This is a genomic window from Skermanella mucosa, assembly GCF_016765655.2.
GTDB classification, from domain to species: domain Bacteria; phylum Pseudomonadota; class Alphaproteobacteria; order Azospirillales; family Azospirillaceae; genus Skermanella; species Skermanella mucosa.
Map to the genome: position 1 here is coordinate 22,881 of NZ_CP086108.1, position 26,157 is coordinate 49,037.

Genomic DNA, 26,157 nt, shown 5'->3' on the forward strand with positions numbered 1-26,157 from the left:
CGAGTCCGGGCCTCATTTCCCCGTTTCCGGGAGGCCAGTCCGCAGCAAAGCCGATTCGCACGGGTCCTATTGGCCTTTGGTTGACCTCCTTCCGGTCAGGATTGGCGTTTGGTTCACCTCGCGGGGGCCGGGGTTGGCGTTTGGTTTACCTGCGTCCTGACTCGACGGTGAGTCCGGTTGGCGTTTGGTTTACCTGGGGGAAAAAGATCTGGCGTTTGGTTGACCTGGGCCATTCACCATCTGGACGGGCGGTCCGCCGGTGGCATGATGCATCCATGAGGAGGACCCATGAGTGAAGGACGCCAGTTAGGCCTGTTCGACAGCCCCTTGCGCGGGGATGTCAGCAATGACCGTCGGATGATGGTCTGGGGCTTCTTCGCGCTGGATACCAGCCGCAAGTCGATGGACCCCATCATCTATGACGACGGCCTGCGCCGGATCGAGGTCAAGCCGAGCTATTCCGGCATGGCCAACGTCGTGGACAAGGATTTCATCATTTATATCGCGAGCCTGATGCGCGAGAAGATCGACAAGGGGGAGCGGCCGGCGCAGAAGTTCACCTTCACCGCCAACGACTTCTGCCGCGTGTCGGGCAAGGTGGTCGGGGGTTCCGCCTACGAGCAGATCCGGGAGAGCATCGACCGGCTGCAGGGCACCCAGATCAAGACCAACATCGAGACCGGGGGGGAGGGCGAGGACGCCTGGTTCTCCTGGATCTCGAAGGCCAAGATCAACTATCGCACCACCAAGGACGGCAAGAAGTCGATGCGCTCGATCACGGTCGAGCTGTGCGACTGGCTCTACCGGGCCATCCTGCACGACGACATGATGCTGACCTACAATTCGCGCTATTTCGAGCTGGCCCCGCTGCCCCGGCGCATCTACGAGATCGCCCGGAGCCACATGGGCGGCAACGAGGGTTTCCGGATCAACCTGGAATCCCTGAAGACCCATGTCGGCGGCTCGACGCCGCTGAAGGGTTTCAAATACCTGGTCAAGCAGTTGCTGGAGGCGGACAGCCTGCCCGATTTCGGCATCGCGCTGGCCAACCAGAAACACCTGGAAGCCGGCCCGCTGGACGGCTCCGAACGCATTCCGCTGAAGGACGTGGCCGTCATCTTCTGGCGCCGGTCGTCCGGCCGCCCGAGCGATTTCGCGGCGCTGCCCTTCTGGAATCCCGAACTGTGAGGTCCCCGAGCGAGGAGACGTCCGGAACTTGAAAACGCTGACTTGAGGACACCGGGATGACATAGCGAAAAAGGAAAGGCCCGCCTGCCAGGGCGGGCCATCCCCCGAACACAAGCGGCGGACGGATCCGCTTACCTGTAGCCTAGACACCTGCAGAGTAGTCGAGTCCGGTTCCTTCTGACAAGCGGAAAGCCTGCCAGGGCTTTTCGCACCAGGGAAGGTGCGCCCGCCGCGGACCGCAACACTCCGCAGGGATATCATGGGCGCTCACGTCGTGGGCAGCCGCTGGGGAACCGTTGCCGCGTCGGTCATGCGCCGGCCCGGCCTCTCCGTGGCTGCCAAAGCAGTCTATGCCGCACTCGCGACCTATGCCGACCGCGTCGGCTGGATCTGGGTGCGCCAGGAAACCATCGCCTCCGACCTGGAGCGCTCCCGCGCCTGGGTCCATGCCGCCATCGCCGAGCTGGAGGCGCAGGGCCTGATCCTGCACGACCGCCAGTACATCGAAGGCCGCCAGCGGGCCAGCCGCTACCGGCTGCAGGACGGCATGGCCCGCCGGGCGGAAGCCGAGGCCGGTGCGCGGCCGGAGATCCGGACGCACGCCGTCGAGGTGTCGGAAGATCCTGACGCCGCTGTCGAGTCCGCTGACACGAGTCATCACGACGAATCAACAGACTCTCACGAAGCGCGGGCGGGCTTGTCGGCGCAGCCGGTTTCCGAAACCGTCCGACCGGTCGCCGCGGACTGGGTGCCGACCGGCGCCGACGCGGCCTGGGCCAAGGCGCGGCACCCCGACCTGGACGTGCTGGCCTTCACCGAAAGCTTCGTCCTGTCCTGCCAGGCCAAGGGCTACCGCTACGCCGACCCGTCGGCGGCGTGGCGGCGCTGGCTGCTCGAACCGAAGGGCGGCCTGCCGCTGCTCAACGCCCGGAATACCCGCCGATCCCCGGACCAGGAGAACTCCCATGGAACCCGCCCGCGTGAAACCGACACGGCAGCAGTCCGGCAACGTGGTGACGCTCGCCGCTCCCCCTCCGAAACCCGATGCAAACCCCAGGACGCCGTCGGCCGGGGACCGGACCCGCGCATTGCCGACCGCAATCGGGAACGGGCGGCTGCCTGCCTGGACCGACTCCTGGGCCGACGAGCCGGCGATCCATCTGCCGGACATGCCCGATGACGTGATCGACGCCTTGCCGGGAGCCCTGGCGCGGGCGAGGGACGAACTCGCGCCCGGCGATCCGGCGGAAGTGCTCGCGGCCGTGACCACGCTGGCGTCCCGCCGGGGCTTCCCGCTTCCCGACGACATCGCCCTCGAACTGGACATCGAGGTGATGGCAAGCTGGCCGCGCGACCTTTGGCGCAAGGCGTTCCGGGCCGTGTGGGAGCAGTTCTCCTACCGGCGGCTGCCGGAGCCTGCCGACTTCCGGCGCCACATCGCCGCCGACCTGGACGAGCGGCGCGCCCGGCTCGACCGGCTGGAGTCCCTGCGGCTGAAGCTGGAGACGGTCCGGCTCAAGCGGCAATGGGACGAGGAGGCGCGCAGCCGCCGGGCGAGGGCGGGATGGCGGGGCCGGTAGCAATGCTCCTCCCGCCTTCCCTGTTTCCCTATCTCCCGCGGGAGACGGCGCGCTTCAGCCTGGCCCACAACCTTGCGATCCGGCCGGCGGGGACCGGTTCCGCCGGTACCGGCGCCGGGGGAGCGGTTTCGACGGGCACTTCGGTGCGGGGTTCCGCCTGCAGGGGGCCGAGGCCCCAGAATCGCGCGATCCGGACTGTCGAGGAGAGCCCCGCATCCAGGATGAACGGCCCCGCGATGCCCAAGGGCTCGCCGTCCTCTCCCGGACCGATCGGCGCCCCATGGGCCATGCCGGCGATCTCGTACAGCTCGACCACGGCCCGTCCGTTCCGGTCATGCAGGACCAGATGGCGCTGGCCCGCGACCTCGTCCTCCCTGGCGGGACCCGGGGCGTCGTGAAGGTGGGCCCACTGGTTCGCCAGCTCGGCGGCATTCATGGCGGCGACGGTGCGGTCGGCCGTGCCGTGCCAGATCGACAGGACGGGCCAGGGACCCTCGTGGCCGGAAGCCTGCCGGACCAGGTCGCCCCATTCCGCCGGGGGCTTGGCGCGGCCGCGGAACATCGCGCCCATCGCCTCGCGCAGGCCGAGCGCCGCCTTGTAGGGGAGGCCGGCGATGGCGCCGCCGCCGACGAAGGTCTCGGGATACGTCGCCAGCATGACCACCGCCATGGCGCCGCCGGCCGACAGGCCGCTGACGAAGGTCCTGGAGGGGTCGGTGCCGTGGGCCTGCCGCATCCGTTCCACCATGGCGCGGATCGACGCGGCCTCGCCGGCATCGCGCTCGATGTCGTCCGGCTCGAACCAGTTGAAGCAGCCGCCCTGGTTGTTTTCCCGCTGTTGTTCGGGAAAGAGGAGCGCGAAGCCCCAGCGTTCGGCAAGAAGCGACCATCCCGTGCCCTCGTCGTAGCCGGCGGCGGTCTGGCCGCAGCCGTGCAGCACGACGACCAGCGGCGCCCCCGCCGCGAGCCCGTCCGGCACGAACTTGTACAGGGCCAGATTGCCGGGATTGGGTCCGAAATCGTCGTCGCGGACGAGGCGGCGGGCGGTCTCCCGACCCAGTTCACCGTCCCGCCCCGTCCCGTCGTCCTGTCTCAGCACGGTGTCGCACCCTTCCCGCTGGTCATGGCCGATCCATAGCAGTCCGACCCTCAACAGGATGCCGTACCGATGGTCGCACCGTGACTTTCCCGACCCGCCGGTGTTGCATTCCCGCGGCCCGCCTTCCCGGCGGACCGCCCGTTCAGCCAATTCACACGGGAGGCCGCCATGGCCGATGAGAACCGGACCGACGACGTCGACAAGGACCAGCCCGCAGGCGGCAAGCCGGGAGCCGGCAAGACCGGCGGCGACAGCCAGAAGGGCGGACAAGTGAACCAGGAGGTTCAGGAGGAAGCCGCGGAGGAACGCAAGGAAGGCGGCTACCAGTAACCGCCGACTTCGCTAAACCCCGTCACTTTCCGTCCAGCGCGCCATCAGCGTGTTGGACGGCAGGGCGGGATCGACCAGCTTGCGCGCCGTCTCCACCCCCGCCACCGGCAGGCCGTCCAGCTTCAGCGCGCCGATCTGCACCAGGACGGACGCCTGGTCCCAATAGATGTGCTCGTTGTAGAGCTTGTCGCCGCGGAAATTGATGATCGCGATCAGGGGGATCTCGACATATTTCCCGGTCGGCGGGATGCCGGGCAGCATCCAGTCGATCTCGCGGTCATGGGTGAAGCAGAACAGCATCTCGTCCACCACGCGATCGGCGCCCACGGTGCGCGAGATCGGGATCAGCTTGGTGTCGGCCGGGTTCCCGTGGACGAAATGGTTCGAGTAGAAGCGGTGAAGCTGCTTGTAGCCATACCCGCCCGTCATGGTCGGGATATGGTTGACGTAGGGCTCGGCCACCATGGTCGACATGGTGGCGTCCACGTCGCGGGTGGCGAACTCGTATTCGCAATGCTTGTCCCACAGCGCCGACAGGTCGTAATGCGGCCCCATCGCGTTGCGCAGCATCGTGATCGAGCGTGAATGCGCCATCAGCGCCGCCGGCTTGTCGAAGTGCGGCCCGGGGCGGTTGAACGCGTGGCCGGCCTGCGGATAGACGAAGATGTCCACGTCGGCCCGTCCCGCGAAGGTGGCGCGGATCTTTTCGACCACCTCGGGCGGGGAGATCCGGTCGGCCCCGCCGAAATGCAGGGTAAGCGGGCAGGCGATGCGGTCCGCCTCGTCCAGCAGCTTCTCGATGCCTCCGCCGTAATAGCCGACCGCTGCATCCACGCCGCAGCGCGCCGCTGCAAGGTAAGCCAGGCGGCCGCCCAGGCAGAAGCCCACCGCCCCGACCGCCTTCCGGCCGTCGGGTCCGCCGACCTCCGGCATCGCGCGGGCGGCGGCGACGGTGGCGCCGATATCGCGCACCCCCTGGTCCAGGTCGAAGCGTTTCATCAGGTCGAGCGCTTTTTCCCGGTCGGCGCCCTCGTAGCCGAGCTCGACGTCCCGCTCCAGCCGCCAGAACAGGTCGGGCGCCAGCACCACGTAACCTTCCTCGGCGTAGAACTCCGCCACGTCCCGGATATGCGCATTGATGCCGAAGATCTCCGGCAAAAGGATGACGGCCGGGCCATGGCCCGCGGCCGGCACCGCCTTGTAGGCCCGGAAGCGCTCGCCGCCCTCGGCCCCGATCTCGATGAAACCGCCCATGTCCGCCCCCGATTCCCGTTGTGGAACGGCTTGTCTACCCGGTCGCGGCCGGCACGCCAATACCGGGGTCGGCTTTTTCATAGTCGATCGGCGTCGCGTGCCAGCCCTCGGCGCGTCTGGCCCAGAAGCGGTCGCGCAGCAGGACCGAGATCGGCCCCGGCCGGTCGTTGCCCATGATCCGGCCGTCGATCCGGGAGGCCGGCATGACGCCGCCGGCCGTGGTGCAGGCGAAGATCTCGTCGGCGTCGCGCAGTTCGGCGGCGGAGACGGGCCGGACCTCGCACGGGATGCCTAGCTCGGCGCACAGCTCGATCATGGACAACCGCGTGATGCCGTCCAGCGCCCCCCGGTCCGGCGTCGCGACGCGGCCGCCGGTGATGCTGAAGATGTTGAAGCCGGCGCCCTCGGTGACGTTGCCGTCGGCGTCCAGCAGCACGGCGAAGTCGGCGCCCCTGTCAAGCGCCTCGAACTGGCCGCGGGTGAGGTCGCCCCAATGGAAGTTCTTGACGCGGGGTTCGACCGATTCCGGCGGAATGCGCCGGGTTTCGGCGATCATGAGGTGAAGCCCGCGCTCGCACATCTCGGCGCTCGCGACCGAGACCCACGGCACCGCGAAGGCGGCGATGTAGCTGCGCGCATAGGCGGGATGTCGGGGCATTCCCGGCGCCGGGACCCCGCGCAGGCAGTCCATCGCGACATAGGCCGACCGCAGGCCGGACAGGCGGACGAGCCGCTCCAGGATCTCCTTGATCTCGTCGTCGCTCTCGGCCGGCGTCATGCGGAGCGAGTCCATGGAGGCCCGGAAGCGCCTGACATGGTCGTCCAGCCGGAAGAACGCTCCCTCCCACACGCCGACCACGTCGTAGGTCACGTCCGAGCGGCGGTATCCCCAGTCGGTCAGCGGGACCGCGGCCTGTCCGACGGGCATGTAGCGGCCGTCGACATAGGCCGCACCGGCGGCGTAGGGGGAGGGGGATTCTTCCGTCATCTCGGCTCCTTCTCGTGGCACCCCTATCCTGCGGCAGGACGAGCCGACGTGACAACGGCCTTTGCGAGGCCGGAATAATGCCGCATTGCAGCACGGAGGGGATGGTGCGGCGGATTGTCGCCGGGTAGACTCCCTCCCGGCAATCCGGGAAGCAAGGGGAGGCGTCGATCATGCGGGAGATCAACCATACCACTGGGCAGGCCGAGGTGCCCGAGAAGGACTTTCCGCTCCGCGACGATATCCGTCTGCTCGGGCGCATCCTGGGCGACACGATCCGGTCGCAGGAAGGCGACGCGGTGTTCGACCTGGTCGAGGGCGTCCGCCAGACCTCCATCCGGTTCCACCGCGACCAGGACCAGGCGGCCCGGCGGGAGCTGGAGGACCTGCTGAACGGCATGACGCCGCGCCAGACCACGCGGATCATCCGCGCCTTCAGCTATTTCTCCCACCTCTCCAACATCGCCGAGGACCAGCACCATATCCGCCGCACGCGCGCCCATGACCTGGCCGGGTCGGCGCCACGGCCCGGCACCATCGGCCATGCACTGGCCCGCGCGGAAGAGGCCGGGATCGGGTCCGAGCGGCTGGAAGCCTTCTTCAAGGAGGCGCTGGTCTGCCCGGTGCTGACCGCCCACCCCACCGAGGTGCGCCGCAAAAGCTCGCTGAACCGGGAGATGGATCTGGCGCAGCTCCTGGCGGAGCGGGAGCGGGGCCGGATGACGCCGGAGGAAACCGCGGTCTGCGACGAGGCCATGCGCCGCGCCGTGCTGACCTTGTGGCAGACCAGCCTGCTGCGCTGGACCAAGCGCACGGTGATAGACGAGGTCCAGAATGGCGTCTCCTTCTACGACCACACTTTCCTGCGCGAACTGCCGCGCTTCTACGCCCAGCTCGAGGATCGCCTGAGGGCGCCGCATCCCGGCCGGAAACCCTCCGAGGTGCCGCCCTTCCTGCGGATGGGAAGCTGGATCGGCGGCGACCGGGACGGCAATCCCTTCGTGACCGCCGACGTGGTCGCCCGGACCATGCGGCTGCAAAGCACCCGGGCGCTCGCCTTCTACCTGGACGAAATCCATGCGCTGGGCGGGGAGCTGTCGCTGAACAGGCGCAACGTCACCTTCTCCGACGCGCTCCGCGACTTGGCGGACCGGTCGCCGGACCGCTCGCCGAACCGCCAGGACGAGCCCTACCGCCGCGCCCTGACCGGCATCTATGCCCGACTGGCTGCGACAGCGCGGGCGCTGGGGCAGGCCGAGGTTCTGCGCCACGCGGTCGGCGACGCGCCGCCCTATGCCGACGCCTCGGAGCTGAAGGGCGAACTGGACGTCATCCACGACTCCCTGATGGACAACGGGTCGGAGGTGCTGGCCCGCGGGCGGCTGCGCCAGCTCCGCTACGCGGTCGCGGTGTTCGGCTTCCACCTCGCCAGCCTGGACCTGCGCCAGAACTCCGACGTGCATGAGCGCACGGTCGCCGAACTGCTGGAGGCCGCGGCGCCGGGCACCGGCTATGCCGGCCTGGACGAGGAGGCGCGCATCGCCCTGTTGCTGGAGGAGCTGAAGACCGCGCGGCCCCTGGCTTCCCCCTTCGTCGGCTATTCGGAGGAGACGGCCGGCGAGCTGGCGATCCTGCGCATGGCGGCCGACGCGCACCGGAGATACGGCGCCGCGTCGATGCCCAACTGCATCATCTCCAAGGCGGACGGCGTCTCGGACATGCTGGAGGTGGCGCTCCTGCTGAAGGAGGTCGGGCTGCTCCGGCCGCTCGACGGCGCGCTGGACGTCAACATCATCCCGCTGTTCGAGACCATCGGGGACCTGCGCAATTCCACCCGGATCATGGACCGGCTGCTGTCGCTGCCGGCGTATCGGAGCCTGCTGGAAAGCCGGGGCCTGGAGCAGGAGGTGATGCTGGGATATTCCGACAGCAACAAGGACGGCGGGTTCGTGACGTCGGGCTGGGAGCTGTACAAGGCGGAGATCGGGCTGGTCGAGGTGTTCCGCCGGCACGGCGTCCGGCTGCGCCTGTTCCACGGCCGGGGCGGGTCGGTCGGACGCGGCGGCGGCCCCAGCTACCAGGCGATCCTGGCCCAGCCGGGCGGCGCCGTGCAGGGGCAGATCCGGATCACCGAGCAGGGCGAGACGATCTCCGGCAAATATTCCAACGCCGAGGTCGGCCGCCGCAACCTGGAGACCCTGGCCGCCGCCACGCTGGAGGCGACGCTGCTCCACCCCGACGCCGCCGCCCCCCGCGACGAGTACCTGGCCGCGATGGAGGAGCTGTCGGGCCACGCCTTCGACGCCTATCGCGACCTTGTCTACGGGACCCGGGGCTTCGAGGACTATTTCTGGGAATCGACGGTGATCACCGAGATCGCCAGCCTGAACATCGGCAGCCGGCCCTCGTCCCGGAAGAAGACCCGCAGCATCGAGGACCTGCGCGCGATTCCCTGGGTGTTCAGCTGGGCCCAGTGCCGGCTGATGCTGCCGGGCTGGTACGGATTCGGGTCGGCTGTGCAGGCCTGGCTCGCCGCCCATCCCGGCGAGGGACCGGAGGGCGGCATGGCCATGCTGCGGGCGATGCACCGGGACTGGCCATTCTTCCAGACCCTGCTGTCGAACATGGACATGGTGCTGGCCAAGAGCAACATCGCGATCGCGTCCCGCTATGCCGAGCTGGTCACCGACCCGGACCTGCGCCGCACCGTGTTCGAGCGCATCCGGGCGGAATGGCAGGCCTCGATCGACGCCCTCCTGACGATCACCGGGCAGGACAGCCTGCTCCAGGACAATCCCCTGCTGGCCCGCTCCATCCGCAACCGCTTCCCCTACCTGGACCCGCTGAACCACGTCCAGGTCGAGCTGCTGCGCCGCCACCGCGGCCGGAGCGAGGAGGAGTACGTCCTGCGCGGCATCCAGCTGACGATCAACGGAATCGCCGCCGGACTGCGCAACAGCGGGTAGCGGCGGCGGCGGGGAGGACGGCTCAGGTGTAGCGGATCAGCAGGACGAGGCGCGCCGAGGAGATCGGCTGCATGGCGCGGTGGAAGGTGTTGGGGTCCTCGGCGAAGCCGTCGCCCGGCTCGCCGGTGGCGACCACCACCTGGCCGGGTCCGTAATAGCTCATCAGCTCGGCCTCGCTGATCGTCGTGCTGGGCCGGAACAGCATCGACACCTTCTTCCTGCGGTGCGACCCCAGGATCGTCGCGTGCGCCCCGTCCAGGTCGTCGTCCCCCTTGAGGATGTAGAAGAACAGCGAAACCGAGTTCTTGCCGATCACGTCGTAATGCCAGCGGCTCGCCAGGTCGATGTCCTTGTGCTGGGTGGGCGGCAGGTTGGTCGGGAACGACCAGCGCAGCGATGCCTCGATCCCTTGCGGGTTGAATCCCAGGACCCGCTTGCCCAGCAGCAGGAGCTTCGGGTCGTGGGTGATCCTCCGGACCGCTTCGCACCGGTCCAGGTCGACCGTCTCGGCGACGGCGACCGGCTCGCCGGTCGGCAGCCTGCCCCCCGCGACCGCTTCCAGCGGCATCCCTTCGCTGGCGCCCCACGGCTTGACCGGGGTGGTGGTGCCGAACTCGGCCAGGGCGTCGCGGAGGTCGTCCGGCAGCCGGAGCCCGAGGGCAAGCCCGTCCCGCTTGATCCGCAGGGCGACCTGCTCGACGTCCATCGTCGTGAACAGGGAACCGTCCTGCCCTCGGGGGTCCAGATGGTCCTGGTCGGGCGCTGCGATCTGGTAGAGCGTGGACATCAGGCCCTGTATCCGCCTGACCGATCCGAAACGCCCCAACGTTCGCTGAAGGCGCTTTTCCTTGATTACGGCGTTCAATCTCGAAGGTTTCACTGTTGCGCACCAGGTTGAAGCGGTTTCAGGCGAAAGTAATAGACGGGTCCCTCACCGGGAAGGGACGCCAAGGCGCTAACCCGTAAAATTTTATCCAAATGAAGAGTGTCCGGCGCAGCAACCCGCCGCGGTCGTTCCCAGGTTCCGGCGCACCTTGCGATAGGCATCGACTACGTCATGGGCCAGGGCGTCGGTTTCCAGCGAGCGCAGCATGTCGCCCACGGTCCTGCCCCCCCTCACCACGATCTCGGCGGGTGCCTCGATCAGCAGTCCTGCCCCTCCGGCCTCCCGCATCCAGCGCTGTTCCTCCTGGGCCGCTTCGGCCGCCAGGGCGGTCGCCTCCTCCGCGCAGGCCTGGGCGAGCCAGACCTTCATGTCGGCTGGAAGCCGGTCGACCACGGCGGATTTCGCCAGCAGTTCGGTCGCCAGCCCCGGCGAGAAGGCGCCGAAACGGACATAGCGGAGCCTGGCGTCCGCCAGCCGCCGGGCCGGTCCGGCGAGCACGGGCGGCACCTCCGCCGCGACCGCCTCGCCGTTCACGACCGCGCCCAGGGCCGCCGCCGGGGTCATCGGAACGGTGTCGAACCCGAGCCGCCCCCAGACGGCGGCGGACCCGGGGCTGCAGGCGATCCTGCCCCCATCGGGCCAGGCGTCGTTCCGCACCGCCATCCCGCCGGCCGCGACCTCGCCGGTGAACCAGACCGCCAGGCCGGCGCGCCCGGCCTGATCCTCGCGCACGCCCCGGCCGGGCGAGGTGTTGCGCCAGACCCGGACCTCCGGCGCCGTCATCCCGAACATCTGCATGCCGAACAAGGTCCAGACGGGCGGAGCCCCGGGCCACAGGTGGGCGGCCGAGTGCCAGGCATCGACGGGGATCCGCGCGACGTCGTCGAGCGCCGGCAGGCTGACGGTCCCGATATCCACCAACTCGACCGCGACGGACCCGCCGCTGAGCCACTGGATGCGCTGGGCGAGACGCCGGGTGGAGAGGCCGAGCAGGTTGCCGTAGAGCGGCCACGCCGCGCCGAGGCGCAGCCGGTGAACCGGCGTCCCGCCCATCTCCTCCGCCGTCCGGCCCTGGGACTGGACGGCGGAGGACGCGATCGGGACCAGGCAGGCCATGCCGCCGACCTTGGCGCCGGCCTTCAGGCCCGCCTTCAGGAAGGAGCGCCGGTCGATTCCCCGGTCCATCTTGGGAGGGGGCCTCATGGGCTGGCGGCCAGCGGCATGCCGCGCGGCGTCCGTTCGCGGCGCCAGCTGGCGAGGCCTTCCATCCGGCCGCGCAAGGTCGCGCGCCAGCGGTCGAGGGCCAGGCGGCGGTCGGAGCGGGCTTCCAGCGCCAGGCAGAGCAACCCGGGCGCGTTCCGCGTCCCGCAGGCCAGCGACCACGCCAGCAGCGCCGCCCGCCGGACCGGCGAAAGGTGGTGGAGCAGCAGGAAGGTCTCGTTGTGGACCGCGTCGCTGACCGCCCGGGCGTTGAAGCCGTTGCGCTTGTCGTAATCCTGGCGGGGCGCGGGGAAGTGGTCGACCAGGATCGCCGGGTCGTAGACCAGCTGCCAGCCCCGCTCGACCATGTCCAGGCCGATGCCCAGCTCGAAATGGACCTGCGCGCCCGCCCCCTTCAGCCGCCGGTCGAACCCGACCTTGCGGAGCAGCCCCGTCCGATAGGCGCAGTTGACGCCCTTCAGCACCTGGACCCGGCGCGGCCCGCCGCACCCCAGGTGATGGTTGCCGACCACGCGGCCCCACCACTGGACCAGGCCGACCTTCCCGTGCAGGCCGCCCGGCTCGCCCAGTTCTCCCGGGATCAGGTCGCGCCCGCCGACGCCGCCGACCTTGACCGACGCCGCGAACGTCCGTTCGATCCGCTCCAGCCAATCGGCATGGGGAACCGCGTCGTCGTCGGTGATAGCCACCACCTCGCCCCGGACATGGTCGAGGCCGGTCGCCATGGCGTGGATCACGCCGGGCTGGTCGACCAGCACCAGGTCGGGCGGCGGGTTCGGGGAGAACAGCGGGGCGAAGCGCCGGACCGTCTCGATGGTCTCGTCGTCGCCGTCGCGGGCGACGACGACGATCTGGTCGGCCGGGCGGCGCTGCCGGGCGAGGCCGGCAAGGCACCGGGCGAGGTCCATGGGACGCCGGTACGAGGGAACGAGGACGCTGATCTTCATCATGGTCTTCATGGTGCGGAGGCCCCGCGGCTGGAGGATTGGGAGGCCCAGTGCCGCTCGGCCGCGATCGAGAAGCCGATGAAGCTCCAGAACAGGGTGCCGATGAAGCCGGTCAGCATGTTCGTGAAGATCATCTGGACCAGGATCGACAATGCCACCGATTCGGCGACGGTGACGAAGCCGTCGTGCCGGCTCCACCGCCGCTTGAAGGTGGCCGTGACCAGCAGCGCCACGCCCGACAGGTACAGGGCCGCTCCCAGCCAGCCGAGCACGAACGGCACCTCGAGCAACCCGCTGTCGATCACGCCGAACTCGCCCATCTTGCCGTTGTTGGAGATCTTGGTCGCGACGCCGGTGGCGCCGATCCCCTGGCCGATCGGGTTGGACAGGGCGTCCTCGACGAAGGTCTGGAAGAAGTGGACCCGGTCGTTGAAGCTCTGGTCGTCCTGCGCCTTGTCGCCGATCATGCTCTCGATGCGCGTCGTCACGGTCTTGGAGACCTGCTCGATCGACAGCAGCGGCAGCGACAGGACGGCGGTCAGCAGCACGGCGGCGATCAGCTTGGCGCGGCGCGACATGTCCATCTTGGCGAGCATGATGAACAGGCCGGCGCCGAAGCCGACCCAGGCGGCCCGCACCAGCGACAGCAGCAGCGCCACGACCGCGGGGATGCCGGCCAGGAAGGGCAGGCGCCCGCGGGCCCCCAGCACGATCAGCAGGCTGACCGCCAGCATGTTGGCATAGGGGCCGGGGGAATTCAGCGGGCCGAAGATGCGGACTTCCATGGGCGCCGGCCGGCCGATCGATTCCATCTGCACGACCTGCATCCAGAACGCGTCCCACGGCGCCAGGAAGAAGAACTGATGGATGCCGTAGATGCCGAGCACGGCGGCGCCCATCAGGAACGCCTGCTCGGTCGAGGCCTTCAGCTTTTCATAGCTGCGCCAGCTGAAGGCGATGTGGATGCCCATGACGACCGGCAGGACCCAGTTCAGCACGTCGAACGAGGCCGGGCTGAAGCCGACGTTCATCACCCCGACCGGGTAGGCCAGCGACAGCGCCACCAGGATCGGCACGAAGGGGAACATGTCGCGCTGGTTCAGCCGGGGCAGGAACCGGATCACGGTGACCAGCATCAGCAGGCTGACGACGTAGGGCGCCAGCATGATCGGGCTGAACTCGGTCCAGCCGGACTTGAAGTCGACCACCCGGCGAACGAACGGCGTCAGGAACCAGATCCACCAGAGATGGACCAGGTAGGCCGCCGGAAACCGCACGAACAGGAAGGCACCGATCAAGAAGGCGAGCGGCGTGTAGAAGAACCGCGTGGCCCCCGTCAGCCCCGCCGCGCAGGACAGCAGCACGATGGCCCAGAAGCCGCCGATGAAGAACAGGCTGACCGGTACCGTCAGCCTGACCTGCCGGTCGCGCCGGGCCTTGGGCGGCACCTGGGGCGGACCCTGGGGAGGAACCATGCTGTACGCCGTCATTCACTGCTTCCCGATGATTTGCAGGCCGAAGCCGTCGCCGGACCGGGCGAGGGCACGTCTTCCAATTATCACAGGCGGCGGGTGCGGGCCGGGTAGGAAAGAAGATTAGTCCGAAGAAGAAACCGGCAGGAATGCCGCCGGAGTCTTCGGGATGATACGACGGGGCGGGGCGGCGACTTGGATGATCCATGGCATCGAAGGACAGACCTCCGTCGGGGCGGGTGGCTGCAAATAATCAGTTATCCGTTCGCTCCATGCTTCGCTCCGGCGCCAGCCCCGAAGGTAAGGGCCTGACGTCCCGGAATGCCCCTCCGATGAGGATCTGGCGGCATTTTACGCGTTTGCCCTAGCATCCGCCGTCAGCTTCCAGTCATGACCCGGGTGATTTCCCTTATGACCTTGTCGTATCCCGCCGTCGACGCGCCCGGCGGCCGTCAGCCGCTGTCGCTGGTTCCTCCCGCGCGCGTCACCACCCTGCAGATCGGCATCGGCTGGTTCCCCGAGACGCCGGGCGGACTCGACTGCGTCTACTACAACCTCGCCCGCCATCTGCCCGACCAGGGCGTCGACGTCGTCGGGCTGGTCGCCGGATCGGAGAACGTCGCCCGCGGCAGCGGCGGGCGGGTCACCAGCTTCGCCCGCCACGACGACGACTGGAAGGTCCGGATGAGGGCGATCCGGGCCAGGGCCGGCGAGGTCCTGAAGTCCGGCGGAGCCGACCTGATCGCCAGCCATTTCGGCCTCTACAGCCTGCCCCTGTACGACCATCTGCGCAAACGTCCTTTCGTGATGCACTTCCACGGCCCCTGGGCCCTCGAATGCGCCGCCGAAGGGGGCGGGTTCCTGGCGCAGCACAGCCGCTGGCTGATCGAGACGGCGGTATACCGCACGGCCGACCGCTTCATCGTGCTGTCCGACGCCTTCGCCCGGCTGCTGGAGAACCATTATCGGGTCCCGGGCGACCGGATCGACGTGGTCCCCGGCGGCGTCGCCGACAGCTTCTTCCAGGAGAACGCCACCCCGGCCGAGGCGCGCCGGCTGCTCGACCTGCCGTCGGACCGGCCGATCCTGCTGACCGTCCGCCGCCTGTGCCGGCGCATGGGGCTGGAGGACCTGATCGACGCCATCGGCGACCTGCGCGAGGCGGTTCCCGACGTGCTGCTGTTGATCGGCGGCAAGGGCCCGATCGAGGCCGAGCTTAAGCGCCGCGTCGCGGAGCGCGGGCTGGACCGCCACGTCCGCATGCTGGGGTTCATTCCCGATGCGGAACTGCCGCTCTACTACCGTGCCGCGGACCTGTCGGTCGTGCCGTCGGTGACGCTGGAAGGCTTCGGGCTGGTCGCGGCGGAATCCCTGGCCGCCGGCTGCCCGGCGCTGGTCACCCCGGTCGGCGGCTTGCCCTCCGTGGTGGCCGACCTGTCGCCGGGGCTGGTGCTCGAGGACGGCGGGCAGGCCGGGCTGGCGGACGGCTTGGCCGCCGTGCTGCTGGGCGTCATCAAGGTGCCCGACCGGGTGGCATGCCGCCACTACGCGCTGGACCGGTTCCAATGGTCGCTGGTGGCCGAGCGCACGTCCCGGGTCTATCGCAAGGTGCTGGGAGCCGCGCCATGAGCGCCGCCCACGGGGCGCTTCCCGGCAGCATGGCGGGACCGTGGATGCTGGACGGGCGGGACGCCATCTACGGCATGGTCGCCGGGGTGTCCAACGCGATCCCGGTCGGCGTGCTGCGCGGCACCGGGACCGTGTCGGTCGCCGACAAGGGCGCGATCGGCGACGGCGACAGCCATCCCCTGTCGGAGGTCTTTCCGACCCTGGACGCCGCCCGCAAGATGTATCCGTTCGCGGCCAGCCTGCGGATGGAGATCGACGAGGCGGCGATCCGCCTCGCGATCCTGGAGGCCGAGGCGGCCCGGCCCAAGAAGGCGGTCTACCTGCCCGGGGGCCGGCGCTACCGGGTCGGCGGCACCCTGACGCTGGACCAGGTGTCGATGTTCTCCGACGCGATCGGCACGACCCTGGTGTGCGCGGACCTGGGGAGGGGCCGGCCCTGCATCGAGCTGACCGGCGATTCCAACCGGATGAACGTCCGGCCCTATCTGCGCGACCTGACCATAGAGGGGCCGGGACGCCCGGCCAGGGTGGGCGAGAGCCCGGCCGAGTGCGACGGCGTCCGGATCGGCCGGCCGGGAACCAAGACCGCGCCGCAGCTCGAGCGCGTGTTCGTCAGCGGATTCCGCAACGGCATCGTCATCGACCAGGATGACGGCCACATCATGATGTACAGCGTCGCCGCGACCGACAATTACTATGGCCTGCATCTGGTCAGGACCAACGGCGACACCAAGATGCTGAACTGCCAGTTCGGCGGCAACCGGTTCGCCGGCATCGGCTGCCGGCCCGACGCCGGGCTGGGCGGCGGCTTCACCTGCTACCAGACGACCTTCGGCTTCCAGCCCTACGGCATCTACCAGGAGCCGGGGCCGGGCCGTAACAACCTGCTGACCGACGGCATCATCCATGGCCGGTTCGAGGCGCTGGGCAACGGGGCGATCGTGTCCGACGCGACAGCGGCGGGCGAGAACCCCATGGTGTCCGGAATCCGGATCGTCGGGACCGGCTTCAATTGGGACGATTCCTTCAGGATCGCGTCCCGGCCGCGCGATTACTGCCTGAAGCTGCCCTTCGTCCAGGGCATCAATACGATCGAGATGGACAATTTCCCGTTCGCTCCGGGCGACAGGGGAATGATCCATGCCGGCGACGGGCAGGGGCGGTTCCGCCTGATCTTCTCCGGCCGGGCCAAGCCCGAGCCCGACTGGAAGCTGGTGGCCGGCAACGACTACACCGAGGGCCTGACCCGCGTCAGCGTCCGCGACACCGTGAACACGGTGGAAGTGGCGGTTCCCGCCGGGGCGCGTTCCGCCTCCGTCCGGGTGCAGACCAACTGCTACGCCGCCTCGTCGCGCGGCATCAACCCGCAGGCCACACCCATGGGCGACCCCGGCGGCTCCTGGTGGATCGCCACCGCGGAGCAGGGCGCCTTCACGGAACTCACAGTACGGCTATCGGCGCCGGCCCCGTCGGGCGGTGTGCGGTTCCGCATCCTGGTCACCGACAAGGACTGATCCATGAACCGAACCGTACATGGCGGCCTGAACATCGGGATGGTCAGCTTCGCCTTCCACCGCGAGAACGGGCAGGGGCTGGTGAACTGCGAGATCGCCGCCGCGGCGCTGGCCCGGGGGCACCGCGTCACCCTGTTCTGCGAGGACGCAGATCCGGCGCTGGCGGCGCACCCCGGCGTCGAGGTGGTGCGCCTCAAGTCCTGGAAGCTGCCGACCCAGCTGCTGCGCGACCAGGCCCTGGCGCTCCAGGCTACGGCGGCGGTCGCGCGGCGCCGCCGTCGGCTGGACCTGGTCGTGACCAACGGCTTCTGCATGTGGGGGCGAAGCGACGTCAACGCCGTCCATTTCCTGCACCGCACCTGGACCCGGTCGCCCAACCATCCCTGGCGGCTGAAGCGCAGCCCCGACGGCGCCTACCGCTGGCTCTACAGCCAGGCGAACTGCCTGTTCGAGCGCCATGCCCTCGCCCGCTCCGGGCGGATCGTCGCGGTCTCCGACCCGCTGCGGGAAGAGGTGATCGCGATGGGCTTCGCGCCCGACCGGGTCGTCACGATCCACAACGGCGTCGATCTCTCGCGCTTCCGCCCCGGCCCCGGGGACAGGGCGCGCTTCGGCCTGCCCGAGGGTGTTCCGACCGGGATCTTCGTCGGCGACATCCAGACCAGCCGGAAGAACCTGGACAGCGTCCTGAAGGCGCTCGCGATCACTCCCGGCGTCCATCTCGCGGTCGTCGGAACGGCGGAGGGCAGCGCCTTCCCGGCCATGGCGGAGCGGCTGGGCGTCAAGGACCGCTGCCATTTCCTGGGCTTCATGAGGCCGGATGGCGTCGCGGCGGCGTTCCGCTCGGCCGATTTCTTCATCTTCCCCTCGCGCTACGAGACCAGCGGCCTCGTCCTGCTGGAAGCCGCGGCCACCGGCCTGCCGGTGATCACTGCGGCATCGGTCGGAGCCGCCGGGATCTTCGCGCCCGACGCGGCGCTGATCTCCCCGGACCCGGAGGATGTCGCCTGGCTCGCCCGGGCCATGGCCCGGTTGCGCGACGACCCAGGCCTGGCCCGAAGCCTGGGAAGCGCGGCATTGGAAGTCGCCGGGCGCCAGACCTGGGACGTGGCGACCGGGAATTACCTCGACCTGTTCGAACAGGCGACCCGGCGGGTCGCCGAAACCCGGGCACCGGCCGGCCTGGGGGCACCTGAAGGCGCCTGAAGGCGATTGCGGGTTATCCCGCACTGCGACATCTCCCGGCCGAATCCAACCCTTTCGGTAGTAGTACAAATCCCGGACTGATCCGGCGTCCGGGATTTTGGTAAAAAATCTTATAACGCATTTGTCACGGGATGCACCGGGCCACATGGATCCATCCATACTCTTCGTCGATCACGCCTCCGATGTGGGCGGTGCCGAGCTGTCGCTGCTCGATACCGCGATGCATTGGGCGGCGCCCCTATGCGTGGCCTTGATGCAGCCGGGGCCGTTCCGCGACCTGCTGCGCGACCAGGGCGTCCCTTCGACCCTGGTCGAAGCCGGCGAGGCCGTCCTGGGCGTGCGCCGCGGCGGCGGCTGGGATCAGGGCCTGCGGGCGGCCGCGGGCATTCCCCGGCTGGCGCACCAGCTCGCCCGTCTCGCCCGATCCTACGACGTCGTCTATGCCAATACCCAGAAGTCGCTGATCGTCGGCGGCCCCGCCGCCTGGATGGCCGGCCGGCCGCTGGTCTGGCACCTGCACGACATCCTCTCGGCCGAGCACTTCTCGGCGATGAACCGGCGGCTGCCGGTGCTGGTCGCCAACCGCTTCTGCGCCCGCGTCATCGCCAATTCGTCCGCGACGGCCGAAGCCTTCGTCCGCGAAGGCGGCAACCCCGACCTGGTCGGCGTGGTGCCCAACGGCTTTTCCGGGGCTCCGTTCGACCGGGACTCCGAGGAGGAGATCGCGGCCCTCCGCCACGCGCTGGGCCTCGACGGCAAGCCGCTGGCCGGGATGTTCGGCCGCCTCGCCCCGTGGAAGGGCCAGCATGTCTTCATCCGCGCCGTCGCCGCCGTTCCCGGCCTTCATGCCGTGATCGTCGGCGGCGCGCTGTTCGGCGAGCAGGTCTACGAGGAGGAACTGAAGCTCCTCTGCGCCGAGCTCGGCGTGCGGGACAGGGTCCATTTCCTGGGCTTCCGGCGCGACATCCCCCGGCTGATGCGCATGATGACCCTGATCGTCCACGCCTCCACCGCGGCGGAGCCGTTCGGCCGGGTGCTGGTCGAGGCGATGCTGGCCCGCTCGCCCCTGATCGCGTCCCGGGCCGGCGGCGCGCTGGAGATCGTCGAGGACGGCGTCACCGGCCGGCTGGTAGCACCCGGGAGCGTCGCGGAACTCCGGGCCGCCATGGCGCGCATCCTGGCCGAGCCGGGCGAGGCCGCCACGATGGCGGACCAGGCCCGGCGGGCGGCGGTCGCGAACTTCTCCACCGAGGTCATGATCGACGGCATCCGCCGGGAGATCGGCCGCGTCCTGCCCGCCCCGGCCACCGACCCGCTTCCGGGCGGCCGCGGCGGTTCGACAGCCATTTCCGGCTGAATTCAAAAACCATCAAACTTTGATTGAGGCGATAATGAGCGTCGAGATGCTCTCCTCCCCCATCAGCGAGCCGGCACCGGCCCACGCCCGTCCGGCGAAAGGCGATGAAATCGACCTCGGCGCCATCATGGCCGCGATCAAGCGCCGGCGGGGGACGATCCTGGGCCTGGCGGTGGCCTGCACCGCGATCGGGGTCGGCGCCAGCTATGCCGTCAAGCCGACCTATTGGGCCGAGGCGGTGATCTCCCTGAACGTGCGCGGCGCCGCCATCACGGAAAGCGCCAGCGTGATCCCCGACCTGAAGGTCGACAACTCGATCATCCGCGGCGAAATCGACATCCTGACCTCGCGCACCGCCGCCGGGCGGGTGGTCGACTCGCTCGGGCTGACGCCGGAGCCGGTTTCCGAGGACGCCGGCCTGATCAGGGACGGTCTCCAGCGCCTGGGGCGTTCGATCGCCGAGTCCGGCCTGTTCGACCGGGCCGCCGCCCTGGTCGGCCCGAGCGAGGTGGTGGACGGGATCCGCGCCGCGCTTGCCCGGCCGGACGTCCCGTCCCAGCCGGTGTCCAGCGATCCGCGCGAGCAGATGATCAACATCTTGCTCGGCAACGTCAGCGCCGCCAACGACGGCCGATCCTACAGCATCCGGGTGGGCTATTCCGCGGCCTCGGCGGAGCAGGCGGCGCTGGTCGCCAACGCCTTCGCCAACGAATACCTGCAGATGCAGCGGGACGAGAAGGTCCGCGAGACGGTCAATGCCAACGAGTGGCTGAAGCGTCAGGTCCAGGTGCTGCGCGAGGACGTGCTGGCCGCCGAGACCCGCGTCCAGAAGCTCCAGGAGAACGCGGGGCTGGCCGATCCGGCGCGCGGCGGCTCGGCGGTCAGCCAGCAGATGGCGCAGCTGAACGTCCAGCTCGTCGCCGCCCGCGCCGCGGTCACCCAGGCCGAGGCCAAGCTGCGCTCCGGCCAGGACATGCTGCGCACCCGCGGCAGCATCGACAGCGCCGCGGCCGTGCTGGAAAGCCCGATGCTCCAGCTGCTGGCGCGCGACCAGACCGAGATCAAGCGCAAGATGGCCGACCTGTCGAGCCAGTACGGCGACCGCCACCCCACGATCATCGGCCTGCGCAGCGAGCTGGCCTCGGTCGAGCAGCGCATCCGGGACGAGATGCAGCGGACCGTCCAGGCCCTGAACAACGACGTCGCGATCGCCCGCGCCAGCGAGCAGAGCCTTCAGAACCGCCTTCGCCAGCTGGAGGCGAGCTATGCCGACGGCGCCAAGGTCGAGATCCAGGTGCGCCAGTTCCAGCGCGAGGCCGACGCCGCCCGCGAGCTGTACCAGAGCTTCCTCCAGCGCATGAAGGAGACCGGCGCGCAGGCCGAACTGGCGCGGCCCGACGCGCGGATCATCTCCGAGGCGGTCGAAGCCCCGTTCCCGGCCTTCCCCAACCGCAAGCTGTTCGCCGTGATCGGCCTGGTGTTCGGCCTGTTCCTGGGCCTGTTCATCGCCTTCGTCGCCGAGAACCTGCAGCGCGGCTTCAACGACATCGATGACCTGGAAGGCGAGACCGGCATCCCCGGCTTCGGAAGCATCCCGCTGGTCCGGCGCGGCCGCAAGGGCAACCCGGTGGACTATCTCGTCGAGAAGCCGATCTCCGCCTATTCCGAGTCCCTGCGCACCGTCCAGAGCCTGATCCACAGCGTCAGCCAGAGCCGCACCGCCCGCGTCATCCTGGTCACCTCGGCGGTGGCCGGCGAGGGCAAGTCGACCTTCTGCGCCTCCCTGACCCGCCAGCTGGCGCTCGGCAACCAGAAGGTCCTGCTGATCGACGGCGACCTGCGCCGGTCCCGGCTGCTCGAGGTGATGCCGGGCAAGCCCGTGGCCGATCAGGCCGATGCGCCCGCCGACCTGATCGAGGTGCTGGAAGGCAGGCGGGAGTTCGGCGACGCGATCCGGGTGGACGAGGCGACCGGCCTCCACTATCTCGCGACCGCGCGGCACGAGCAGAACCCGCAGCGGCTGCTGATGGGCCGCCCGATGCAGGGTGTCATCACCCAGGCGCTGCGCCACTACGACCTGGTGGTGATCGACGCGCCGCCGGTGATGGCGGTGTCCGACGCCCTGGTGCTGGCCCGCTACGCCGACGCCAGCCTGCTGATGGTCCGCTGGTCCAAGACCTCGCGCAAGCTGGTCAACGACGCGGTCAAGCGGCTGCGGGTCAGCGGCGTCAAGGTCTCCGGCGCGGTCATGACCATGGTCGACCTGAAGAAGCGGGCCAAGGGCGGCCACGAGGACTACAGCTACCGCAACCCCTACTACGCGGACTGAGCGCGACCGGCCGGGGCGCCGCGCCGATGGCGCCCCGCAAGGGGTAAGGATCACCCGACAGAAATGGGTATGCGGAAGAGCGGTGCGGGACCTCTTCCTATTCGGCGACCGCGGTGCGCCGCAAAATTATAATAAATCCATGACAAACAGCCAGAGAGGCAAGCACGTCATGCCGTTCGACAGTAGCGGTTTCCTGGTGGAAAAAGCGCGCGTGGCCGTGATCCACGACTGGCTCTATACTTACGGTGGCGCCGAGCGGGTGCTGGAGCAGATCCTGGCGGTCTTCCCCAATGCCGACGTCTTCAGCCTGTTCGACACCCTTCCCGACGACCAGCGGGGTTTCCTGGGCGGCCGCAAGGTCAAGACCTCGTTCATCCAGAAACTGGTCCGCAAGAACGGCAACCACCGATTCCTGCTGCCCCTGATGCCGCTGGCGATCGAGCAGTTCGACCTGTCGGACTACGACCTGGTGATCTCCAGCTCCTACGCGGTCGCCAAGGGGATCATCACCGGCCCGCGGCAGTTCCATGTCAGCTACGTGCATTCCCCGATGCGCTACGCCTGGGACCTGCAGCACGAATATCTGCGGAATTCCAAGCTGACCAGCGGCGCCAAGGCCTGGATGGCCAGGCTGCTCCTGCACAAGATGCGGCTGTGGGACATCCGGACCAGCAACAGCGTCGATTCCTACATCGCCAATTCCAACTTCGTCGCCCAGCGGATCTGGAAGCTGTACCGCCGTCCGGCCAAGGTGATCTCGCCGCCGGTCAACGTCGATCGTTTCCGGGTCGGCGAAAGCAAGGGCGACTTCTATTTCACCGCGTCGCGACTGGTCCAGTACAAGCGCATCGACCTGATCGCCGAGGCCTTCTCGCGGACGCCGGAACGGCGCCTGGTGATCGCGGGCGAGGGACCGGAGATGCGCCGCATCCAGGCGCTGGCCGGCCCGAACGTCGAGATCCTCGGCCATGTCGATTCCGACCGGCTGACCACGCTGATGCAGCAGGCCCGCGCCTTCGTCTTCGCGGCCGAGGAGGATTTCGGCATCGTCCCGCTGGAGGCCCAGGCCTGCGGCACGCCGGTGATCGCCTATGGCCGCGGCGGCGCCCTGGAGACGGTCCGCGGGCTGCTGAACTCGGCCCAGCCGACCGGCATGTTCTTCAACCAGCAGACCAGCGACAGCCTGGTCGAGGCGGTCGACCTGTTCGAGCGGATGTCATCCCGGATCACCCCGCAGGCCTGCCGCGCCAACGCGCTCCGCTTCGGCGAACAGCGCTTCCGCGACGATCTGCTGGCCTTCATCGGCCAGGAGTTCGAGCGTCACGTCCAGCATTACGACGGCGTCCGGCCGGAGCCGATGGTCGAGGCCGAATGGGCCGAGAAGCGCCTGGTCACCCACCCCGGCCACGCGGCGTAGGCGCGCCGGACGGCGCAAGCCTCCGGGGCCGGCATCAATTCACAAATTTCTGTAGAGCTGAAAGGCGCAATCATGAGCGTGTCCGAGAGGATGATGATGAACCCTGTTCAAGCGACCGACGGTGTTGTCAGCCTCGGTGCGGCCACGGGGGAATCCCTTGCCGGCGATGCCGCGGCCGGCGGCTCATCCATCGCGTCGATCCACAAGTTCAGGCTGCCCGAGGTCAGGCAGACGTTCCGGTCCCGCTTGATCGAGCCGGTCGGACCCGTTCCGTTCAACCGGATCTTCCTCACCGGCGAGGAGCGGTCGAGCCTCAACGCCGCCTCGGGGGACGATAATGTCGCGACCGACGGCCGCGCGACCACCCGCTGCATCGAGTTCCTGAAGTCCCGGCTGGGGCTTCGCCATGTCCTGCTGACCCCGTCCTGCACCCTGGCGCTGGAGGCGATGCCGCGGGTCCTGGGGATCGGCCCCGGTGACGAGGTGATCATGCCGTCGTTCACCTTCTGCTCGACCGCCAACGCCTTCCTGCTGGCGGGCGCCACCCCGGTCTTCGTGGACGTGCGGATCGACACCCTGACCATGGACGAGAACATCGTCGAGGCGGCGATCACGCCCCGGACCAAGGCGATCTGCGTGGTCCACTATGCCGGCGTCAGCTCCGACCTCGACCGGATCGCGGCCGTGGCGGCGCGCCACGGCATTCCCATGGTGGAGGACGCGGCCCAGGGCGTCGGCGCGTCCTACAAGGACCGGGCGCTGGGCAGCATCGGCGAGATGGGCGCCTACAGCTTCCACCACACCAAGAACATCGTCTCCGGCGAGGGCGGCGCCCTCTGCATCAACAATCCGGCCCTCGACGACTCAGCCTGCAACTACCGGGACAAGGGCACCAACCGCCGCCAGTTCTTCCGCGGCGAGATCGACAAGTACACCTGGGTCAGCCCCGGCTCGTCGCTGGCCATGAGCGAGGTCGTGGCGGCCTTCCTGGTGTCGCAGCTGGAAGCCATGGACCTGATCACCGCCCTGCGCGGAGCCGCCTACGGCTACTACCGCAAGGGCCTGCGCGGCCTGGAGCGCCGGGGCCTGCTGACGCTGCCGGTCATTCCCGACTATGCCCGCAGCAACTACCACATCTTCCACATCCTGCTGGAAAGCCAGGACACCCGCGATCGTCTGCTGGCCTTCTTGAAGAGCTGCGGCGTCCAGGCCACGTCCCACTTCGTCCCGCTGCATTCGGCGCCCATGGGTGTCTCGCACTGCCGGACGGCGGGTCTCCTGCCGGTCACCGAGCATGCGGCGAAATGCATGCTGCGGCTGCCGCTGTTCGCGAACATCACGCGCAGCGAGCAGGACAAGGTGATCGAGGCGGTCCGCGCGTTCTTCCAAGGCTGAGACGGCCTGACGCGGGCGCTTCTCTGGGTGCCCGCGTACGTAATCCCCATGGGAAAGATTTGATGAAGGCGTTGCGGTTCATCTTCGGCCGGGGCAGCACTGCCGCCGCCGTCCAGACATTCGGCGCCCGGGTGATCATCCTGGGCATGAACCTGCTCACGGGGATCGTGACGGCCAACCTGCTTGGACCCGAGGGCCGGGGCGAGCAGGGCGCCATGGCCCTTTGGCCGTCGGTCCTGATGCCGATCCTGGCGATCGGCCTGCCGATGTCCCTGGTCTACAACTGGCGGAAGTCGGAGCGGTTCGGCCCGGATTTCTTCTACGCGGCGATCGCCGTGTCGCTGGCCGTGGGAATCGTGGGCGGCGGCTCCGCGGCGCTGGCGATGCCGTGGCTGCTGAGCGGCTACGACGCGGACGTGGTGGCCGGCGCCCAGGGGCTGGTGCTGCTGATGCCGTTCATGCTGTGCAATACCCTGGTCTACAGCGTCTACGAGGCGCTCGGCCGGTTCCGGTGGATCAACATCGTCATGCTGGGGCAGACGCTGGCCACCCTGGTGCTGCTGGCCGTCCTGGGCTGGATGGGCGAGCTGACGGCGGTGCGAAGCGCCTATTGCTACGCCGTTCCGCCGCTGGTCTTCGCCCTGGTCTCCGGCCTGCGGCTGCTGCCGCGCCTGCCGGTGAGGCTGCGTCACCTGAAAGGCACCGTGCGGCGGCTCCACGGCTATGGCTGGCGGTCCTACGGGATCGAGTTCATGGGCGTGATTTCGTCCTACATCGACCAGCTCCTGCTGGTGGCGCTGCTGGCACCGGCCGAGCTGGGCCTGTACGTCGTCGCCGCGAGCCTGGCGCGCATGCTGCACATGATCAGCGGGTCCGCCGCGGTCGTGCTGTTCCCCAGGGTGGCGGCCCAGCCGCTGGACGACGTCATCACCTATGTCTCGCTGAGTTCCCGGGTCGCGACGACGGCGACCGGCCTGCTGGCCATCGGCATCGCCCTGGTGGCCCCGGTCATGCTGCCGTTCATCTACGGCGCCGACTTCGCGCCGGCGACCCGGATCTTCCCGATCCTGCTGGCCGAGGCGGTGCTGACCGGCAGCATCCGGATCATCGGGCAGGGCTTCATGGGCGCCGGCCGGCCGGGGGTGATCGCCTGGGCGCAAGGCGTCGGCCTCGCCTGCGTGGTGCCCCTGCTGTGGGTCCTGGTCCCGGCCTACGGCGTCATGGGAGCGGCGGCGTCGATGCTGCTGGCGACCATCGTGCGCCTCGCCTTCATCGCCGCCGCCTACGAGCTGCTGCTGAACCGGCGCATGCCGGGCCTGCTCATGCGGCGCAGCGACGTGAACTTCCTTTATCGGCGGCTTGTCAACTGAACCCGCGGAGTG

Annotated in this window: 20 protein-coding genes; 13 read left to right on the plus strand and 7 right to left on the minus strand. The window is 69.1% G+C overall.

The window, feature by feature from the left end:
• The first annotated feature begins 288 nt into the window (after window positions 1–288).
• The 3 genes from JL100_RS33125 to JL100_RS33135 all read left to right on the plus strand — a co-directional run bounded on the left by JL100_RS33125 (window position 289) and on the right by JL100_RS33135 (window position 2,768).
• A complete protein-coding gene (locus tag JL100_RS33125; RefSeq protein ID WP_202684725.1) occupies window positions 289–1,188 on the plus strand; it encodes a replication initiator protein A in 900 nt (299 codons plus the stop codon).
• Window positions 1,189–1,447: 259 nt separating this feature from the next.
• Window positions 1,448–2,368: a helix-turn-helix domain-containing protein gene (locus JL100_RS33130; RefSeq protein ID WP_202684724.1), complete on the plus strand. Its 921-nt coding sequence runs from the start codon at window positions 1,448–1,450 to the stop codon at window positions 2,366–2,368.
• Window positions 2,358–2,768 carry a hypothetical protein gene (locus JL100_RS33135; protein ID WP_202684723.1) on the plus strand — a complete coding sequence of 137 codons (411 nt, stop codon included), beginning with the start codon at window positions 2,358–2,360 and terminating at the stop codon, window positions 2,766–2,768. Before JL100_RS33130 ends, JL100_RS33135 begins: the two co-directional genes overlap by 11 nt.
• Before the next feature lie 28 nt (window positions 2,769–2,796).
• On the opposite strand, the gene JL100_RS33140 is transcribed toward JL100_RS33135, so the two are convergent.
• Window positions 2,797–3,867, minus strand: a complete 1,071-nt coding sequence (locus JL100_RS33140; protein ID WP_202684722.1) for an extracellular catalytic domain type 1 short-chain-length polyhydroxyalkanoate depolymerase — start codon at window positions 3,865–3,867, stop codon at window positions 2,797–2,799.
• Window positions 3,868–4,035: 168 nt separating this feature from the next.
• Here JL100_RS33140 and JL100_RS33145 point away from each other — a divergent pair, with 168 nt between their 5' ends.
• Window positions 4,036–4,197, plus strand: coding sequence for a hypothetical protein (locus JL100_RS33145; protein ID WP_202684721.1), 162 nt, complete (start codon window positions 4,036–4,038; stop codon window positions 4,195–4,197).
• A 12-nt stretch (window positions 4,198–4,209) separates the two neighbouring features.
• On the opposite strand, the gene JL100_RS33150 is transcribed toward JL100_RS33145, so the two are convergent.
• Window positions 4,210–5,451: a dienelactone hydrolase family protein gene (locus tag JL100_RS33150; RefSeq protein ID WP_202684720.1), complete on the minus strand. Its 1,242-nt coding sequence runs from the start codon at window positions 5,449–5,451 to the stop codon at window positions 4,210–4,212.
• Between the two features lie 34 nt (window positions 5,452–5,485).
• On the minus strand, window positions 5,486–6,439 hold the full coding sequence (locus JL100_RS33155; RefSeq protein ID WP_202684719.1) for an aminotransferase class IV: 954 nt from the start codon (window positions 6,437–6,439) through the stop codon (window positions 5,486–5,488).
• 170 nt (window positions 6,440–6,609) lie between these two features.
• On the opposite strand from JL100_RS33155, the gene ppc reads away from it, so the two are divergent.
• Complete coding sequence (gene ppc, locus JL100_RS33160; protein WP_202684718.1) at window positions 6,610–9,402, plus strand: phosphoenolpyruvate carboxylase; 2,793 nt, start codon at window positions 6,610–6,612, stop codon at window positions 9,400–9,402.
• 22 nt (window positions 9,403–9,424) lie between these two features.
• Here ppc and JL100_RS33165 read toward each other — a convergent pair whose 3' ends face one another.
• The 4 genes from JL100_RS33165 to JL100_RS33180 all read right to left on the minus strand — a co-directional run bounded on the left by JL100_RS33165 (window position 9,425) and on the right by JL100_RS33180 (window position 13,946).
• Window positions 9,425–10,189 carry a hypothetical protein gene (locus tag JL100_RS33165; RefSeq protein WP_202684717.1) on the minus strand — a complete coding sequence of 255 codons (765 nt, stop codon included), beginning with the start codon at window positions 10,187–10,189 and terminating at the stop codon, window positions 9,425–9,427.
• A gap of 183 nt (window positions 10,190–10,372) precedes the next feature.
• A complete protein-coding gene (locus JL100_RS33170; RefSeq protein ID WP_202684716.1) occupies window positions 10,373–11,491 on the minus strand; it encodes a hypothetical protein in 1,119 nt (372 codons plus the stop codon).
• Window positions 11,488–12,468 (minus strand): glycosyltransferase family 2 protein, encoded by a 981-nt coding sequence (locus JL100_RS33175; protein WP_202684715.1) that lies wholly within the window; start codon window positions 12,466–12,468, stop codon window positions 11,488–11,490. The genes JL100_RS33170 and JL100_RS33175 overlap by 4 nt, the downstream gene beginning before the upstream one ends.
• A complete protein-coding gene (locus JL100_RS33180) occupies window positions 12,465–13,946 on the minus strand; it encodes an O-antigen ligase family protein (RefSeq protein ID WP_202684714.1) in 1,482 nt (493 codons plus the stop codon). Before JL100_RS33180 ends, JL100_RS33175 begins: the two co-directional genes overlap by 4 nt.
• 393 nt (window positions 13,947–14,339) lie before the next feature.
• On the opposite strand from JL100_RS33180, the gene JL100_RS33185 reads away from it, so the two are divergent.
• From JL100_RS33185 to JL100_RS33220, 8 genes are all read left to right on the plus strand, one after another.
• Window positions 14,340–15,557 carry a glycosyltransferase family 4 protein gene (locus JL100_RS33185; protein ID WP_202684713.1) on the plus strand — a complete coding sequence of 406 codons (1,218 nt, stop codon included), beginning with the start codon at window positions 14,340–14,342 and terminating at the stop codon, window positions 15,555–15,557.
• Window positions 15,554–17,071, plus strand: a complete 1,518-nt coding sequence (locus tag JL100_RS33190; protein WP_202684712.1) for a hypothetical protein — start codon at window positions 15,554–15,556, stop codon at window positions 17,069–17,071. The genes JL100_RS33185 and JL100_RS33190 overlap by 4 nt, the downstream gene beginning before the upstream one ends.
• A 3-nt stretch (window positions 17,072–17,074) precedes the next feature.
• A complete protein-coding gene (locus JL100_RS33195; protein WP_202684711.1) occupies window positions 17,075–18,277 on the plus strand; it encodes a glycosyltransferase family 4 protein in 1,203 nt (400 codons plus the stop codon).
• A gap of 145 nt (window positions 18,278–18,422) precedes the next feature.
• The gene (locus JL100_RS33200; protein ID WP_202684710.1) at window positions 18,423–19,634 is read left to right on the plus strand and encodes a glycosyltransferase family 4 protein; all 1,212 of its coding nucleotides are present in this window, start codon (window positions 18,423–18,425) and stop codon (window positions 19,632–19,634) included.
• Between the two features lie 34 nt (window positions 19,635–19,668).
• Window positions 19,669–21,963 carry a GumC family protein gene (locus JL100_RS33205; protein ID WP_202684709.1) on the plus strand — a complete coding sequence of 765 codons (2,295 nt, stop codon included), beginning with the start codon at window positions 19,669–19,671 and terminating at the stop codon, window positions 21,961–21,963.
• Window positions 21,964–22,132: 169 nt separating this feature from the next.
• Window positions 22,133–23,380, plus strand: a complete 1,248-nt coding sequence (locus tag JL100_RS33210; RefSeq protein WP_202684708.1) for a glycosyltransferase family 4 protein — start codon at window positions 22,133–22,135, stop codon at window positions 23,378–23,380.
• Between the two features lie 96 nt (window positions 23,381–23,476).
• Window positions 23,477–24,775 carry a dTDP-4-amino-4,6-dideoxygalactose transaminase gene (gene rffA / locus JL100_RS33215; protein ID WP_228421720.1) on the plus strand — a complete coding sequence of 433 codons (1,299 nt, stop codon included), beginning with the start codon at window positions 23,477–23,479 and terminating at the stop codon, window positions 24,773–24,775.
• A gap of 62 nt (window positions 24,776–24,837) precedes the next feature.
• Window positions 24,838–26,145, plus strand: a complete 1,308-nt coding sequence (locus JL100_RS33220) for a lipopolysaccharide biosynthesis protein (protein WP_202684706.1) — start codon at window positions 24,838–24,840, stop codon at window positions 26,143–26,145.
• Window positions 26,146–26,157: the final 12 nt, after the last annotated feature.

Bases quoted from the DNA above. Each gene is read 5' to 3' on its own strand.
- JL100_RS33125 (WP_202684725.1), top strand. From the start codon at position 289: ATGAGTGAAGGACGCCAGTTAGGCCTGTTCGACAGCCCCTTGCGCGGG.
- JL100_RS33130 (WP_202684724.1), top strand. From the start codon at position 1,448: ATGGGCGCTCACGTCGTGGGCAGCCGCTGGGGAACCGTTGCCGCGTCG.
- JL100_RS33135 (WP_202684723.1), top strand. From the start codon at position 2,358: ATGCCCGATGACGTGATCGACGCCTTGCCGGGAGCCCTGGCGCGGGCG.
- JL100_RS33145 (WP_202684721.1), top strand. From the start codon at position 4,036: ATGGCCGATGAGAACCGGACCGACGACGTCGACAAGGACCAGCCCGCA.
- JL100_RS33150 (WP_202684720.1), bottom strand. From the start codon at position 5,451: ATGGGCGGTTTCATCGAGATCGGGGCCGAGGGCGGCGAGCGCTTCCGG.
- JL100_RS33155 (WP_202684719.1), bottom strand. From the start codon at position 6,439: ATGACGGAAGAATCCCCCTCCCCCTACGCCGCCGGTGCGGCCTATGTC.
- ppc (WP_202684718.1), top strand. From the start codon at position 6,610: ATGCGGGAGATCAACCATACCACTGGGCAGGCCGAGGTGCCCGAGAAG.
- JL100_RS33165 (WP_202684717.1), bottom strand. From the start codon at position 10,189: ATGTCCACGCTCTACCAGATCGCAGCGCCCGACCAGGACCATCTGGAC.
- JL100_RS33170 (WP_202684716.1), bottom strand. From the start codon at position 11,491: ATGAGGCCCCCTCCCAAGATGGACCGGGGAATCGACCGGCGCTCCTTC.
- JL100_RS33175 (WP_202684715.1), bottom strand. From the start codon at position 12,468: ATGAAGACCATGATGAAGATCAGCGTCCTCGTTCCCTCGTACCGGCGT.
- JL100_RS33180 (WP_202684714.1), bottom strand. From the start codon at position 13,946: ATGACGGCGTACAGCATGGTTCCTCCCCAGGGTCCGCCCCAGGTGCCG.
- JL100_RS33185 (WP_202684713.1), top strand. From the start codon at position 14,340: ATGACCTTGTCGTATCCCGCCGTCGACGCGCCCGGCGGCCGTCAGCCG.
- JL100_RS33190 (WP_202684712.1), top strand. From the start codon at position 15,554: ATGAGCGCCGCCCACGGGGCGCTTCCCGGCAGCATGGCGGGACCGTGG.
- JL100_RS33195 (WP_202684711.1), top strand. From the start codon at position 17,075: ATGAACCGAACCGTACATGGCGGCCTGAACATCGGGATGGTCAGCTTC.
- JL100_RS33200 (WP_202684710.1), top strand. From the start codon at position 18,423: ATGGATCCATCCATACTCTTCGTCGATCACGCCTCCGATGTGGGCGGT.
- JL100_RS33205 (WP_202684709.1), top strand. From the start codon at position 19,669: ATGAGCGTCGAGATGCTCTCCTCCCCCATCAGCGAGCCGGCACCGGCC.
- JL100_RS33210 (WP_202684708.1), top strand. From the start codon at position 22,133: ATGCCGTTCGACAGTAGCGGTTTCCTGGTGGAAAAAGCGCGCGTGGCC.
- rffA (WP_228421720.1), top strand. From the start codon at position 23,477: ATGAACCCTGTTCAAGCGACCGACGGTGTTGTCAGCCTCGGTGCGGCC.
- JL100_RS33220 (WP_202684706.1), top strand. From the start codon at position 24,838: ATGAAGGCGTTGCGGTTCATCTTCGGCCGGGGCAGCACTGCCGCCGCC.